General features: G+C 73.7%; 14 protein-coding genes. 12 read left to right on the forward strand and 2 right to left on the reverse strand.

What is annotated here, in order from left to right; genetic code table 11:
- Window positions 1-62: 62 nt before the first annotated feature.
- Window positions 63-833, reverse strand: coding sequence for a DeoR/GlpR family DNA-binding transcription regulator (locus ACIRG6_RS31880; RefSeq protein WP_350725474.1), 771 nt, complete (start codon window positions 831-833; stop codon window positions 63-65).
- A 273-nt stretch (window positions 834-1106) separates the two neighbouring features.
- Complete coding sequence (locus ACIRG6_RS31885) at window positions 1107-1916, reverse strand: NAD-dependent epimerase/dehydratase family protein (RefSeq protein ID WP_364683162.1); 810 nt, start codon at window positions 1914-1916, stop codon at window positions 1107-1109.
- A 245-nt stretch (window positions 1917-2161) separates the two neighbouring features.
- Between ACIRG6_RS31885 and ACIRG6_RS31890 the strand changes: the two genes are divergently transcribed.
- From ACIRG6_RS31890 to ACIRG6_RS31945, 12 genes are all read left to right on the forward strand, one after another.
- Window positions 2162-3133 carry a 5-dehydro-4-deoxyglucarate dehydratase gene (locus ACIRG6_RS31890; protein ID WP_364683160.1) on the forward strand — a complete coding sequence of 324 codons (972 nt, stop codon included), beginning with the start codon at window positions 2162-2164 and terminating at the stop codon, window positions 3131-3133.
- Window positions 3130-4299: a hypothetical protein gene (locus tag ACIRG6_RS31895; RefSeq protein ID WP_364683158.1), complete on the forward strand. Its 1170-nt coding sequence runs from the start codon at window positions 3130-3132 to the stop codon at window positions 4297-4299. Before ACIRG6_RS31890 ends, ACIRG6_RS31895 begins: the two co-directional genes overlap by 4 nt.
- A gap of 137 nt (window positions 4300-4436) precedes the next feature.
- The gene (locus ACIRG6_RS31900) at window positions 4437-5045 is read left to right on the forward strand and encodes a TIGR03086 family metal-binding protein (RefSeq protein WP_364683156.1); all 609 of its coding nucleotides are present in this window, start codon (window positions 4437-4439) and stop codon (window positions 5043-5045) included.
- 379 nt (window positions 5046-5424) lie between these two features.
- Entirely contained in the window at window positions 5425-6177 is a 753-nt protein-coding gene (locus tag ACIRG6_RS31905; RefSeq protein WP_364686337.1) for an MBL fold metallo-hydrolase, read from the forward strand.
- A gap of 120 nt (window positions 6178-6297) precedes the next feature.
- The gene (locus ACIRG6_RS31910; RefSeq protein ID WP_189228435.1) at window positions 6298-6966 is read left to right on the forward strand and encodes a GntR family transcriptional regulator; all 669 of its coding nucleotides are present in this window, start codon (window positions 6298-6300) and stop codon (window positions 6964-6966) included.
- Window positions 6963-7871, forward strand: coding sequence for a dihydrodipicolinate synthase family protein (locus ACIRG6_RS31915; RefSeq protein WP_364686340.1), 909 nt, complete (start codon window positions 6963-6965; stop codon window positions 7869-7871). The genes ACIRG6_RS31910 and ACIRG6_RS31915 overlap by 4 nt, the downstream gene beginning before the upstream one ends.
- Window positions 7868-9598 (forward strand): L-arabinonate dehydratase, encoded by a 1731-nt coding sequence (gene araD / locus ACIRG6_RS31920; RefSeq protein ID WP_364686343.1) that lies wholly within the window; start codon window positions 7868-7870, stop codon window positions 9596-9598. The genes ACIRG6_RS31915 and araD overlap by 4 nt, the downstream gene beginning before the upstream one ends.
- A 121-nt stretch (window positions 9599-9719) precedes the next feature.
- Window positions 9720-10658, forward strand: coding sequence for a carbohydrate ABC transporter permease (locus ACIRG6_RS31925; RefSeq protein WP_364686346.1), 939 nt, complete (start codon window positions 9720-9722; stop codon window positions 10656-10658).
- Entirely contained in the window at window positions 10655-11551 is an 897-nt protein-coding gene (locus tag ACIRG6_RS31930) for a carbohydrate ABC transporter permease (protein ID WP_364686349.1), read from the forward strand. The genes ACIRG6_RS31925 and ACIRG6_RS31930 overlap by 4 nt, the downstream gene beginning before the upstream one ends.
- Window positions 11548-12705, forward strand: coding sequence for a Gfo/Idh/MocA family protein (locus ACIRG6_RS31935; RefSeq protein ID WP_403325166.1), 1158 nt, complete (start codon window positions 11548-11550; stop codon window positions 12703-12705). Before ACIRG6_RS31930 ends, ACIRG6_RS31935 begins: the two co-directional genes overlap by 4 nt.
- Window positions 12702-13547, forward strand: a complete 846-nt coding sequence (locus tag ACIRG6_RS31940; RefSeq protein ID WP_318218047.1) for a DUF6807 domain-containing protein — start codon at window positions 12702-12704, stop codon at window positions 13545-13547. The genes ACIRG6_RS31935 and ACIRG6_RS31940 overlap by 4 nt, the downstream gene beginning before the upstream one ends.
- Entirely contained in the window at window positions 13544-15061 is a 1518-nt protein-coding gene (locus tag ACIRG6_RS31945; protein WP_364817892.1) for a glycoside hydrolase family 43 protein, read from the forward strand. The genes ACIRG6_RS31940 and ACIRG6_RS31945 overlap by 4 nt, the downstream gene beginning before the upstream one ends.
- Window positions 15062-15063: the final 2 nt, after the last annotated feature.

Here is a 15063-nt window from a genome sequence, read left to right on the forward strand (position 1 = left end):
TATGGGGAGGTACGGGGCAGTGCGGGGCATGGGGGTGCCCTGCGGGGACGTGCGGGTGGTTCTCAGACGCGGATGACCTGCGGTCCGAGCAGCGAGTAGCGGTGGGCCTCGGCCGCGGGCAGGAGGGTGCTGGTGACGATGGCTTCCAGCGCGCCGATCTCCGCGAAGCGGCAGAAGCTGACCGCGCCGAACTTGGTGTGCGTGCCGGCGAACACGGTGCGGCGGGCGGCGCGGACGGCCTGCGCCTTGACCTCGCTGACGGCGGGGTCGGGGGTGGTCAGGCCGTGCTCGCGGGAGATGCCGTTGGCGCCGATGTAGGCCAGGTCGACGACGAACCCGGCGAGCATCTTCGTCGTCCAGTGGTCGACGGTGGCGAGCGTGCCGGGGCGGACCCGGCCGCCCAGCAGCAGCACGGAGGTGTCGCCGGCCTCGGCGAGGGCGCCCGCCACCGGCAGGGACGCGGTGACCACGGTCAGCGGGCGGTCCCGGGGGAGGGCCTCGGCGATGAGCTGGGGGGTGAAGCCCTCGTCGACGAAGACCGTCTCGGCGTCGCCGAGCAGCTCGGCGGCGGCGGAGGCGATCCGGCGCTTCTCGGGGACGTGGCTGGTGGCGCGGAAGGCGAGCGTGGTCTCGAAGCCGGCGCTCTCCACGGGGTAGGCGCCGCCGTGGGTGCGGCGGACCAGGCCGTGGTCCTCCAGGGCGCGCAGGTCACGCCGTACGGTCTCCTTGGCGACGCCCAGTTCGGCCGCGAGCGCGGTGACGTCGACCGAGCCGGTGGCGCGGGCGACCCGCACGATCTCGCGCTGCCGTTCCTCCGCCGTCCTCGTGCTCATGCCGAACACCCGCCTCACCGCCTCGTCGCCGCGTCCTTGCCCGTTCGGGCCCTGTGCGGCCCTTGGGTGAAGTTCTACAGCGGCTCCGCGGCACTGACCAGGCTTGTTGCGGGCCCGATGCTGCCCGGTTGTGCCCGCTTCGGCCGCCGGGTGCCCGTCCCGGACCTGGGAGGCAGCGGTGTACGGGGTGGGAACGGGCAGCGCGGACGCCCGCATACGGGGGCGGGCGGGCCCGTTCGGTGCCCGCCCGCCCGTCGTGGGGTCGTCTTCCGGTCAGTACGGCCAGATCGGGGGGTCGGTCACGAAGTGGCCGCCGAGGTGCGCGTGCGCCGGGTTGTCCGGGTCGAGGTCGCCCTGTTCGGCGATGAGCTTCTCGGCGTACGGCTCGGAGTCGTCCTGCGGTTCGTAGCCGAGTGCCCGCGCGGAGGTGAGGTCCCACCAGAGCCGGGTGTTGGCGGAGGAGCCGTGGACGACGGTGTGGCCGACGTGCTCCGCGGTGAGGGCCGCGTGCAGGAGCCGGGCGCCGTCGGCGGGGCTCATCCACACCGAGAGCATGCGCACGCTGGTCGGCTCGGGGAAGCAGGAGCCGATGCGGACCGAGACGGTCTCCAGGCCGTGCTTGTCCCAGTAGAGCTGGGCGAGGTCCTCGCCGAAGCACTTGGACAGGCCGTAGAAGGTGTCCGGGCGGCGCGGGGTGTCGACCGGGATGAGGGGGTCGTCGCCCTGCGGGCGCGGGGTGTAGCCGACGGCGTGGTTGGAGGAGGCGAAGACGACGCGTCCGACGCCCTCCTCGCGGGCGGCCTCGTACAAGTTGTACGTGCCCTCGATGTTCGCCTTGAGGATCTTCTCGAAGGAGGCTTCCAGGGAGATGCCGGCGAGGTGGATGATCGCGTCGACGCCCCGGACCGCCTCGCGCACGGCGTCCTTGTCGGCGAGGTCGGCGACGATCGCGTCCGGCTCGCCCTCGACGGGGCGCAGGTCGAGCAGGCGCAGCTCGTAGCCGTAGCCGGGGAGCAGGTCCCGCATCAGGGTGCCGAGGCCGCCGGCGGCGCCGGTGAGCAGAACGGTGCGGGGAGCGGGCATCCTCGGGGTCTCCTGGGGTCTCCTCGAAGCGGCCGCCATACGCATGCACGTACGGCGTTCATATGCGTGGACACGCTAAGGAGGGGAGGCGCGGCCCGTCAAGTATCCGGGCGGAGCGGTGCGGAAGCGAAGAGTCCGCTGGTGTGTCGGGAGTTGGCGCGCTTGACCGGCCTCCGGGCGGCGGCTTAGCGTGGAGGCGTTCAGAAATATAGACGCAGATCATACATATGGAATGGGGACCGCCCGTGACCTCAGCCCCTCTCGCCGCCCGGCTCACTGTCCCCAGCGGGCCGCTGTTCTTCCCCGTCACGGCGTACGGCCCCGGCGGCGAGGTCGACCTCGACGTCTACCGCGCGCACGTGCGCCGCGGCATCGAGGCCGGGGCCGCCGCCGTGTTCGCCTGCTGCGGCACCGGGGAGTTCCACGCGCTCACGCCCGAGGAGTTCCAGGTCTGCGTGCGGGCGGCCGTGGAGGAGACGGCCGGGCGGGTGCCCGTCGTCGCCGGCGCGGGCTACGGCACCGCGCTCGCCGTGCGCTACGCCCGGCTCGCCGAGGAGGCGGGGGCCGACGGACTGCTCGCCATGCCGCCGTACCTGGTCGTCGCCGGGCAGGAGGGGCTGCTGCGGCACTACCGGGAGGTGGCGGCCGCGACCTCCCTCCCCGTGATCGTCTACCAGCGGGACAACGCCGTGTTCACCCCGGAGAGCGTCGCCGAACTGGCCCGCACGGACGGTGTCATCGGTCTCAAGGACGGGCTCGGCGACCTCGACCTGATGCAGCGCATCGTCAGCGCCGTACGCACCGAGGTCCCCGGCGGCGACTTCCTCTACTTCAACGGGCTGCCGACCGCCGAGCAGACCCAGCTCGCCTACCGCGCCCTCGGCATCACCCTCTACTCGTCCGCCGTGTTCTGCTTCGCCCCCGAGATCGCCCTCGCCTTCCACCGGGCGCTCCACGCGGGCGACGACGCCACCGCGCACCGCCTGCTGGACGGCTTCTACCGGCCGTTCGTCGAACTGCGCGCCCAGGGCCGCGGATACGCCGTAGCCCTGGTCAAGGCGGGCGTACGGCTGCGCGGGCTGGACGTGGGGGAGGTGCGGGCGCCGCTGCACGAGCCGAGCGAGGACCATGTGAAGCAGCTCGCCCAGCTGATCGAGCGGGGACACGCGCTGCTCGACGGCGAGGGCGCGGACGGCGACGAGGGGGACGGCAAGTGAGGACGTCGGCGTTCGTCTACCCGTGGGACGTCAACGGCGACCCCGGGGCGGCCGGGTTCGTCGCGGGCCTCGGCGTGGAGCAGGTGACGCTCGCCGCCGCCTACCACTCCACCCGCGCCCTCACCCCCCGCCACCCGCGCCACCGCGTCGTCACCGCCGAGTACGCCGCCGTCCTCTACCCGCCGGACGCCGCCCGCTGGGAGGGCCGCGAGCCCCGCCCGTACGAGGCCGGCGACTGGGCGCCCGGCGACGCCTGGGGCGAGGCCGCCGCCGCGCTCGCGGACGCGGGACTCGAGGTGCACACCTGGGTCGTCCTCGCCCACAACTCCCGCCTCGGCGCCGAACAGCCGCACACCTCCGTCGTCAACGCCTACGGCGACCGCTACCCCTGGGCGCCCTGCATCGCGCAGCCCGCCACGCGCGCGTACCTCACCGATCTGGCCGCCGAGGCGGCGGTGCGGCCCGGCGCACGCGGCACCGAACTGGAGTCCCTCGGCTGGTACGGGCTGGCGCACCTGCACGCCCACGACAAGACCGGCGGGGTCGGCCTCGGCGACGCCGGGCAGTACCTGATGTCGCTCTGCTTCTGCCCGGACTGCCGGGCGGGATACGGCACGCGGGGACTGGACCCCGACGGACTGGCCGCCGCCGTACGGGCCGCGCTGGAGCCGGTGTGGCGGGGGGCCGCGCCCTCGGACGGGGGCTGGGCGGGCGTGGAGAAGCTGCTCGGCGAGACACCGGCGAACGCCACGCGCGCCTGGCGGGACGACACCGCGCGCACCCTCCAGGAGGCGGCGGTCGCGGCCGTCCGGGCCGCCGCACCCGACGGCTTCCAGGTGATGCTGCACGCCGACCCGGTGTCGTACCACTGCGGCGCCAACGCCGGCGTCGACCCCGCGCACATCCTGTCCGTCGCGGACGGCGTGACCGTGCCGTGCACGGGCGGCGCGGGCCTGCTGACCCCGTTCGCCGAGGTGGGCCGTACCGGGGCCGTCCTGGCCGCCAACCTCACCGTGGTCTCCGGCATGGGCGGCAGCCCGGACACCCTCGCCGAGGACGCGGCACGCGCGCGTGAGCTGGGCGCGACGGAACTGCGGCTGTACCACGCCGGTCTGGCGTCGGACGGGGACCTGGAGGCGGTGCGCTCGGCGCTCGCGGGGAGGTGAGGGGCCGGGTGCGTCCAGAGGCGGGGTGCGGCGGGGCAGGGCGCGCCGTACCGGGGTGGACGGTGACCGATGAGTTCCGCGGCCGTGGCCGGTCTACCTTCCGAGAGAGCCGGCCACGCGTCACCGAGGAGCAGCTGATGACCCAGGACACCCCCACACTCGACCTCGGACCGCAGACGCGGATCGTGGCGCGCCTCGCGGAGGGCGTGAGCGACGCGTGCCTCGGCGACCCGACGCCGTGCCCCGACCTGGCCGTCCGCAACATGCTCGGCCATCTGACCGGCCTGGCCGCCGCCTTCCGCGACGCCGCGCGCAAGGACCTGGGCGCCACCACCGACACCAGCCCCGGCGCGAGCGTGCCGGACATCGGTCCCGGCTGGCGCGAGGAGCTGCCCAAGGTGCTCGACGAGCTCGCCGACGCCTGGCGGGCCCCGGAGGCCTGGACCGGCATGACCCGGGCCGGCGGCGTCGATCTGCCCGGCGCGGTCGCCGCTGCCGTGGCGGTCGACGAGCTGGTGATCCACGCCTGGGACCTGGCCCGCGCCACCGGCCAGGAGTACGCGCCCGACCCGGCCGCGCTCCAGGTCTCGCACGGCTTCCTCACCGCCGCCGCGGAGGAGTCCGACGGAGGCGGCCTTTTCGGTCCCCCCGTCCCCGTCCCGGCCGACGCCCCACTGCTGGACCGCACGGTGGGCCTCAGCGGCCGCGACCCGAACTGGACCCGCCCGTCGCGCCCCGCGCGATAGGGGAGCGGAGCGTCAGGCCGTAGAGGGCGGGCCTCGCACCATCGGGTGGGCGCACCCAGGCCTGTGGCGCGGGGCGACGCGGGGCAGTACCGGGCCGCCGTCCCGGAGCCCGCACCGCGGGGGCCGACGCTCCGGTCACCGCCGTGCGGCTGCGTCGGCCCCGCCATGGCCCCGCCGCCCGCCGTCGGGGCCCTGACGGAGGCACACGCCGTACCGCCGGGGGCCGACGCCCGCCGCCCTCGAGGGCCCGAAGGGGCCGAGCCCGGCCGGTCGTCGCCCCGGCGTCCCGCCGCGCTCCCGCGGGCCCGCCCCGCGGGAGCGCGGCCCCACGCCAGCCCGGCCCACACGGCTGGGCCCCGTCGGCGCCTACGCTCGCCGTATGGCGTTCTCCCTCACCGTCCTCGGCACCGCCTCCCCGCACCCGGCACCCGGGCGGCCCTGCTCCGGGTATCTGCTGCGCGGCGGCGGTGCCGAGGTGTGGGTGGACGCCGGGACCGGGACGTTCGCCGAGTTGCAGCGGCACACCGATCCGGCGCGGCTGAGCGCGATCTGGATCTCCCACCTCCACGCGGACCACACCGCCGACCTGCTGTCCGCGCTGTACGCCTTCGCCCACGGGGGCATGACCCCGCCCGCACCCGTCCCCGTGTACGCCCCGCAGGGCTGCGCCGAGCGCCTGGCCGGGTTCTTCGGGCGCCCGGACACCGCGTTCCTCGACGCGTTCCTCGACTTCGGGCCGCTGCACGACGGCCACACCGCCCGCCACGGCGGCCTGCGCCTCACCGCCCGCGCCGTCCGGCACGACGGTGAGGCGTACGGGCTGCGGGCCGAGTGCGCCGGCCGGGTCCTCGCCTACTCGGGGGACAGCGGACCGTGCGCCGCGCTCACCGGCCTCGCCCGCGACGCCGACCTCTTCCTGTGCGAGGCGGACATCGACACGCATCGCGAAGGCGAACAGGTGCACCTGACGCCCGAGGACGCGGGCGACACCGCCCGCGAGGCCGGCGCCCGGCGCCTGCTCGTCACGCACGTCGGGCCCACGCTCACCCCCGTGACGGCGACCGCACGGGCAGCCGCGGCGTTCGGCGGCCGGACCGACACCGCGCGCGAGGGCCACAGCACCGCCGTCTGAGCGCCACCCGAACTTTCTTTGTCAGAAGCATTGACGCGGCCCTGCGCCCCTCCTACCTTCAACGCGTCGTACTCCGTACGTCATATATGAGACGCGATATGTGAGATCCGAGAGGCGCGCATGACCTCTGTGCCCACGCCGATCCCCTCCCGCACGCAGTACGTGCTGGAGGAGATCAAACGCCGCATCCTCACCGGACGCCTGACGCCCGGTCAGGCCCTGGTCGAGACCGACCTCGCCGCGCAGTTCGGGGTGTCCAAGACACCGGTGCGCGAGGCGCTCAAGACCCTGGCCGGCACCGGACTGGTCGTGATGAGCCAGTACAAGGGCGTCACCGTGCGGATGGTGGACGCGGACATGGCGCGCGAGGTCTACGACGTGCGGCTGCTCCTGGAGCCGGAGGCGCTCAAGCGCGCGGTGCGCCGCGGCGCCTCCCTGGACGCCGCCCGTGACGCGCTGTCCCGGGCCGACCAGGCCACGGACACGGCCGAACGGTCGCTCGCCAACCGCGAGTTCCACCGCGCCCTGTACGTACCGTGCGGCAACCCGCTGCTCGGCCGGATGCTCGACGAGGTGCGCGACCAGGCGGCCCTCGTCTCGGCCGTCGCCTGGGCCGCCGATCCCTCCTGGGAACGGGAGGCCGGCGAGCACCAGGAAATCCTGCGCCTCGCTCTCGCGGGCGACGCGGACGGCGCGGCGAGCGCCCTCCACGCCCATATCGCGTCGTTCGTCGAGCGGGCCTTCCCGCACGCGGGAACCGAGGCCCAGGAAGAGGTCGGTCAGGCATGACAACGACGTTCGAGACCCAGCGGGCGGCCCTGGCCGACGTGGTGGCGATCCCGGTGACCCCGTTCGCCGAGGACGGCTCCGTCGACCCGGCCGGCTACCGGGCCCTGCTGCGTCGTCTCCTCGACGCCGGCATCACGACCCTCACCCCCAACGGCAACACCGGCGAGTTCTACGCCCTCTCCCCGGCCGAGCGCCGCCTCGTCACCGAGCTGACGGTCGAGGAGGCCGGCGGCCGGGCGGCCATCCTGGTCGGCGTCGGCCACGACGTGCCGACCGCGGTGGCCTCCGCCCAGCACGCCCGCGAGCTGGGCGCCCAGATGGTGATGGTCCACCAGCCCGTCCACCCCTACGTCTCCCAGGGCGGCTGGGTCGACTACCACCGCGCGATCGCCGAGGCCGTACCCGAACTGGGCGTCGTGCCCTACCTGCGCAACCCCCAGCTCCCCGGGGCCCGCCTCGCCGAACTCGCCGACCACTGCCCCAACGTCCTCGGCGTGAAGTACGCCGTCCCGGACGCGGCCCGGTTCGCCGCCTTCGCCCGCGACGCCGGCCTCGAACGCTTCGTGTGGGTGGCGGGGCTCGCCGAGCCGTACGCACCCTCCTACTTCTCCGCGGGCGCCACCGGATTCACCTCCGGCCTGGTGAACGTCGCCCCGGCCGTCTCGCTGAACATGATCGAAGCGCTTCGATCCGGTGACTACCCGGCCGCCATGAAGGTCTGGGAGCAGATCCGCCGCTTCGAGGAACTGCGCGCCGCCAACGGCTCCGCCAACAACGTCACCGTCGTCAAGGAGGCCCTCGCCTCCCTCGGGCTGTGCCGCCGCGAGGTCCGCCCGCCCAGCAAGCCGTTGCCCGACAGCGAGCGCGCCGAGGTGGCCGCGATCGCCGCGGGGTGGGCGATATGACGCCCGGGAAGTCCCCCGAACAGCTCCGCAGCCACCAGTGGTACGGCACCGACGGCCTGCGCTCCTTCAGCCACCGCGCCCGCACCCGCCAGCTCGGCTACCTGCCCGAGGAGCACCTCGGCAAGCCGGTCATCGCGATCCTCAACACCTGGTCCGACATCAACCCCTGCCACGTCCACCTCCGCGACCGCGCCCAGGCCGTGAAGCGGGGCGTGTGGCAGGCGGGCGGCTTCCCGCTGGAGTTCCCGGTCTCCACGCTCAGCGAGACCTTCCAGAAGCCGACCCCGATGCTCTACCGCAACCTGCTCGCGATGGAGACCGAGGAGCTGCTGCGCTCCTACCCGGTCGACGGCGCCGTGCTGATGGGCGGCTGCGACAAGTCCACGCCCGCCCTGCTCATGGGCGCCGCCAGCGCCGACCTGCCCGCGGTGTTCGTGCCCGCCGGGCCCATGCTCCCCGGGCACTGGCGCGGCGAGACCCTCGGTTCCGGCACCGACATGTGGAAGTACTGGGACGACAAGCGGGCCGGCCTCATCGGTGACTGCGAGATGCAGGAGCTGGAGAGCGGCCTGGCCCGCTCGCCCGGCCACTGCATGACGATGGGCACCGCCTCCACGCTGACCGCCGCCGCCGAGGCCCTCGGCGTCACGGTCCCGGGCGCCTCCAGCATCCCGGCCGTCGACTCCGGCCACGACCGGATGGCCGCCGCGGCCGGGCTGCGCATCGTCGAGCTGGTCCACAAGGACCGCAAGCTGAGCGACATCCTCACCGCGGACGCCTTCGAGGACGCCGTCACCACCGTGCTCGGCCTCGGCGGCTCCACCAACGCGGTGATCCACCTGATCGCCATGGCGGGCCGCGCGGGTGTCACCCTCACCCTGGACGACTTCGACCGCATCGCCCGCACCGTCCCCGTGCTGGCCAACGTCCGTCCCGGCGGACAGACGTACCTGATGGAGGACTTCCACTTCGCCGGGGGCCTGCCCGGCTTCCTCTCCCGCATCCCCGACCTGCTCCACCTGGACCGTCCCACCGTCTCGCACGACACGATGCGCGAGCAGCTCGACGGTGCCCTCGTCCACGACGACGACGTCATCCGGCCCCGGCACAACCCGGTCGCGGCCGAGGGCGGGGTCGCCGTCCTGCGCGGCAACCTCTGCCCGGACGGCGCCGTCATCAAGCACATCGCCGCCGAACCGCACCTGCTCAAGCACACCGGTCCCGCCGTCGTCTTCGACGACTACAGGACCATGCAGCGCACCATCAACGACCCGGAGCTGAACATCACCGCCGACAGCGTGCTGGTGCTCCGCAACGCCGGCCCCAAGGGCGGGCCGGGCATGCCCGAGTACGGCATGCTGCCCATCCCCGACCACCTGCTCAAGCAGGGTGTGCGGGACATGGTGCGGATCTCCGACGCCCGGATGAGCGGCACGAGCTACGGCGCGTGCGTGCTGCACGTGGCACCCGAGTCGTACGTCGGCGGACCGCTCGCGCTGGTGCGCACCGGCGACTCGATCACCCTCGACGTCGAGGCGCGCTCCCTGCAACTCCATGTGGACGACGAGGAGCTGGAGCGCCGCAGGGCCGCGTGGACGCCGCCGCCCGCCCGCTACGAACGCGGCTACGGCGCGCTCTACAACGAACAGATCACCCAGGCCGACACCGGCTGCGACTTCGAGTTCCTGGCCCGCCCGGGCACGGTGCGGGACCCGTACGCCGGCTGACCCCGCGGCAGCGGGACACCGCACACCCATGCACCCGGAGAAAGCGCTTCCCGCGCCGCCGCGCCGCAGGCGCACCGCACACGCACCACCCACGCACGACGTACCAGAACGGAGAACTGTCATGGCCCAAGCCGCAGCCGTGGCGAAACCGCCCGCGCCACCCCGGCGGCGCCGCCGTGCCTCCGCCACGCCGCGCAGGCTCCCGTACCTGCTGATCGGTCCGGCCGCCCTGCTGATGCTGGGCTTCATCGCCTACCCGGTCATCAGCGTCTTCTACTACAGCCTGCAGGAGTACAACCCGACCAAGCCGTGGCGGAACGGCTTCGCGGGCTTCGACAACTTCGTCAAGATCTTCACCGACGACCCGCAGTTCTGGGACACCCTCGTCTTCAGCGCCAAGTGGGTCTTCGTCGAGGTCGGCCTCCAGCTGCTGTTCGGCCTGGCGCTGGCGCTCATCGTCAACCAGACCTTCGTGGGCCGGGGGATCGGGCGCGCCCTGGTCTTCTCCCCGTGGGCCGTCTCCGGCGTCCTGACCTCCGCGATCTGGGTGCTGCTCTACAACTCCCAGACCGGCGTCACCCGTTACCTCGCCGACATGGGCATCGGCTCGTACGGCACCAGCTGGCTGTCGGACACCTCGACCGTGTTCTCCGCGGCGGTCGTCGCCGACCTGTGGCGCGGCGTGCCCTTCTTCGCGATCCTCATCCTCGCCGACCTCCAGTCCGTCTCGAAGGACCTGTACGAGGCCGCCGAGGTGGACGGGGCCAGCCGGTTCCAGCAGTTCTGGCACATCACCCTGCCCCACCTGAAGGACGCCATCATCCTGTCCACCCTGCTGCGCGCGGTGTGGGAGTTCAACAACGTCGACCTGCTCTACACGCTGACCGGCGGCGGACCCGCGGGCGAGACCACGACCCTGCCCCTCTACATCGCCAACACCAGCGTCGACGCCCACGACTTCGGCTACGCGTCGGCCCTCACCACGGTCGCGTTCGTGATCCTGCTCTTCTGCTCGATCGTCTACCTGCGGCTGAGCAAGTTCGGAGGCGAGAACAAGTGATCACCAAGGAGGCCCCCGCGCCCGCCCCCGCGCCCGTGCGGGCCGGCCAGGAACCGCCCCGCCCCGCGAAGAAGCGCCCCGCCTGGGACGAGGTCCCCCGCTGGCAGATCTACCTGCCGCTCGGGATCTACCTGGTCTTCACCCTGATCCCGTTCTACTGGATCCTGCTCTTCGCGGTGCGCCCGGCCGGCTCGACCTCGCTGGTGCCCTGGCCCGTCACCTTCGAGCACTTCGAGAAGGTGTGGACCGACCGCAGCTTCGGCACCTTCTTCCAGAACAGCGTGCTGGTCGGCCTCGCCACCCTGGTGATGACGACGCTCGTCGCCCTGGCCGGCGGCTACGCCCTCGCCCGGTTCGACTTCAAGGTCAAGCGGGGCTTCATGCTCGCCCTGCTCTGCTCCCAGTTCGTGCCCGGCGCGCTGCTGCTGGTCCCGCTGTTCGAGATCTTCGCCGAACTCCAGATGATCAACTCGCTGGTCAGCGTCATCATCGCCGAGACGGTCTTCCAGCTGCCGCTGTCGATGATCCTCATCAGCAATTTCATCAAGAACGTCCCCTACTCCCTGGAGGAGGCCGCCTGGGTCGACGGCTGCGGCCGGTTCCGGGCCTTCCGGGTCGTCGTGCTGCCGCTGCTGCGGCCGGGCCTGATCGCCGTCGGCTCCTTCGCCTTCGTGCACTCCTGGAACCACTTCCTGTTCGCCCTGATGTTCCTCAACAACCAGGACAAGCAGACCATCCCGGTCGGCCTCAACACCCTGATGAGCGCGGACAGCGTCGACCTCGGCGCGCTCGCCGCCGGCGGCATCATCGCCGCCGTCCCCGTCGTGATCGTCTTCGCCTTCATCCAGAAGTGGCTGATCACCGGCTTCAGCGCGGGGGCGGTGAAGGGATGAGCCGGGTTCCCGTCGTCCTCGCCGGCGCCCGCGGCCACGGCCGCTGGCACGTCGCCAACATCCGCCGCCTGGAGCGGGCGGGCCTGGTCCGCCTGGCCGGCATCTGCGAGCTCACCCCGCTGACCGAGCAGGAGGCCGGCGGTGAACTCCCCGAGCAGTCCGCCGACTTCGGCGCCCTGCTCGACTCCACCGGCGCCCGGATCGCCGTGATCTGCACGCCGATCCCCACCCACACCGACCTCGCGCTGACCGCCGCCCGCCGGGGCGTGCACCTGCTGCTCGAGAAGCCCCCGGCACCGTCGTACGCCGAGTTCCGGCGCATGGCCGACGGGGTCGCCGAGGCCGGCGTCGCCTGCCAGGTCGGGTTCCAGTCGCTGGGCTCGCACGCCGTGCCCGCGATCCGCGCGCTGATCGCCGAGGGCGCGGTCGGGGAGGTGGTGGGCGTCGGCGGGGCCGGGGCCTGGGTGCGCGACGAGGCCTACTTCCGCCGGGCTCCCTGGGCGGGCCGGCGGCGGCTGAACGGCGCCGACGTGATCGACGGCGCGCTGACCAACCCCCTCGCGCACGCCGTCGCCACCGCCCTCGCGGTGGGCGGCACCGCCCGCGCCGAGGACGTCGCCGGCATCGAGACCGAGCTGAGCCACGCCAACGACATCGAGGCCGACGACACCTCGTGCGTGCGGATCACCACCGCGCGGGGCCATCGCGTCACCGTCGCCGCGACCCTGTGCGCGGAGCGGGCCGACGAGCCGTACGTCCTGGTGCACGGCAGCCGCGGCCGGATCACCTTCTGGTACAAGCAGGACCGCGTCCTGCTCCAGCGTGCAGGCCACGGACCCGAGGAGTACGACCACGGCCGCACCGACCTGCTGGAGAACCTGGTCGGCCACCTCACCACCGGCGCCGGCCTGCTGGTCCCGCCGGACGAGACCGGCGCGTTCATGAAGGTCGTGGAGGCGATCCGCCGGGCTCCCGACCCGGAGCCGCTGCCCGACGGCGCCTGGCACCGCCTCCCCGGCGAGAACCGCCGCGTGGTCCCCGGCGTCGACGGACTCGTGGCCGCCGCCGCCGACACCCTCTCCCTGTACTCCGAACTCGGTGCCCCGTGGGCGCCGCGCACGGAGCACCCGCTGAAAGAGGTGAGCACCCGATGACCGGCACCGACTCCCCGGTGCTGCGCGTGGCGGGCCGCCCCGTCGGCCGGTACGTCGTCCGGCCCGAGCTGCCCGTCCGGCTCTCCCCGCGCCCCTACCTGCACCCCGTCACCACCCTGGCCGGCACCGTCGTCACCGAGTTCAACCCCGCCGACCACCTCCACCACCTCGGCGTCGGTGTCGCCGTTCCCGACGTCGAGGGCCACAACTTCTGGGGCGGGCGCACCTACGTCCGCGACCAGGGGCCTACCGAGCTCGACAACCACGGCGCCCAGCGGCACGCCGCCTTCCAGCTCCGCGACCCCGACGGCTTCGTCGAGGAGCTGCGCTGGGTCGCCGCCGGCACCGAGCTGCTGCGCGAGCGCCGTACCGTCGCGGCCACCGGACTCACGGACACCGCCTGGGCGCTGGACTTCACCTTCTCCCTCACCAACGTCACCCCGGACCCCCTCACCATCGGCAGCCCCGCCACCAACGGGCGCCCCGGCGCGGCCTACGGCGGCTTCTTCTGGCGGGCCCGCAAGCAGAGCACGGCCCCGCACGTCTTCACCGCCGACCGCGAGGGCGAGCGGCAGGTCCACGGCAGCCCCGCCGACTGGCTCGCCCTCACCGGCGACACCTGGTCGCTGGTGTTCGCCGGGGCCACCGAACGGACCCGGCGCGACCCGTGGTTCGTGCGCACCGAGGAGTACCCGGGCGTCGGCTCCTCCCTGGCCCACGACGAGCGGCTCGCGCTCGCCCCCGGCGACACCCTCGTCCGCCGCGTCGTCACCGTCGTCGCCGACGGCCGCCTCGACGCCGACGGCGCCGCGACCCTCGTACGCAAGGCGGTGAGCCCGTGACCCCCGAGACCGCGGACACGTACACCAACCCGGTGCTGAACGCCGACTGGTCCGACCCGGACGTCGTGCGCGTCGGCGACGACTTCTACCTGACCGCCTCCAGCTTCGGCCGCGCCCCCGGCCTGCCGCTGCTGCACTCCCGGGACCTGGTCAACTGGACCCTGGTCGGCCACGCGCTGGAGCGCCTGGAACCGGCGGACGCCTTCGCCGCGCCCCGGCACGACTGCGGCGTCTGGGCCCCGTCCCTGCGCCACCACGCCGACCGCTTCTGGATCTTCTGGGGCGACCCCGACCAGGGCATCTTCCAGGTCAACGCCCCCGAGATCCGGGGCCCGTGGACCGAGCCGCACCTGGTGAAACCCGGCAAGGGCCTGATCGACGCCTGCCCCCTGTGGGACGAGGAGACCGGCGACGCCTACCTCGTGCACGCCTGGGCCCGCTCCCGCTCCGGCATCAAGAACCGCCTCACCGGACACCGCATGCACCCCGACGGCACCGGGCTCCTCGACGAGGGCAAGGTGATCGTCGACGCCGACCGCGTCCCGGGCTGGTTCACCCTGGAGGGCCCCAAGCTCTACCGGCACGACGGCTGGTTCTGGATCCTGGCGCCCGCCGGGGGAGTGGAGACCGGCTGGCAGGGCGCCTTCCGCTCCCGCGGCTTCTTCGGACCGTACGAGGAGAAGGTCGTCCTCGAACAGAAGGACACCGACGTCAACGGCCCCCACCAGGGCGGCTGGGTGCGCACCGCGGCCGGCGAGGACTGGTTCCTGCACTTCCAGCAGCGCGGCGCGTACGGCAGGGTGGTCCACCTCCAGCCGATGACCTGGGGCGCGGACGGCTGGCCGGTCCTCGGCGACGACGGCGCCCCGGTGACCGTCCACCGGCGTCCCGCCCTGCCGCCGCAGCCGCCCGCGGCGCCCGCGACCGACGACGACTTCCCCGGCGGACGGTACGGACGCCAGTGGTCGTGGACGGCCAACCCCGGCGAGGGCTGGGCCACCCAGCACTCCGGGGACGGGCTCAGACTCGCCTGCGTCCGCACGGCCGACGCGCACGACCTGCGCAAGCTGCCGCACGTCCTGACGCAGCGACTGCCCGGCCTGCCGTCGGCCGTCGAGGTGGAGCTGCGCCTGGACAGCGCGGAGCCGGGCGCCCGGGCCGGACTGGCGGTGCTGGGCGACGCCTACCGCTGGATCGGGCTCCAGCGGGGCGCGGACGGGGCCGTGCACCTGGTGCACCGGTTCGCCGAGTCGGTGGCCGAGGCCGAACGGGACGCCGACCACCCCCGCGTCGCACCCGGGGGACGGGTACGGCTGCGGATCGAGACGGCGCCCGGGGCACGCTGCCGCTTCTCCTACGACCTCGGCGACGGCCACCGGCCCACCGGCCAGGCCTTCGCCGCCACCCCGTGGCGCTGGGTCGGCGCCCTGCTCGGCCTGTTCGCGCTCGCGCCCGCCGGCCAGGGACACGCCGGGGCCGCCGAGTTCACCCGGTTCCGGATCCGACCCCAGTAACC

This window comes from Streptomyces flaveolus (assembly GCF_044765825.1).
GTDB lineage: Bacteria > Actinomycetota > Actinomycetes > Streptomycetales > Streptomycetaceae > Streptomyces > Streptomyces flaveolus.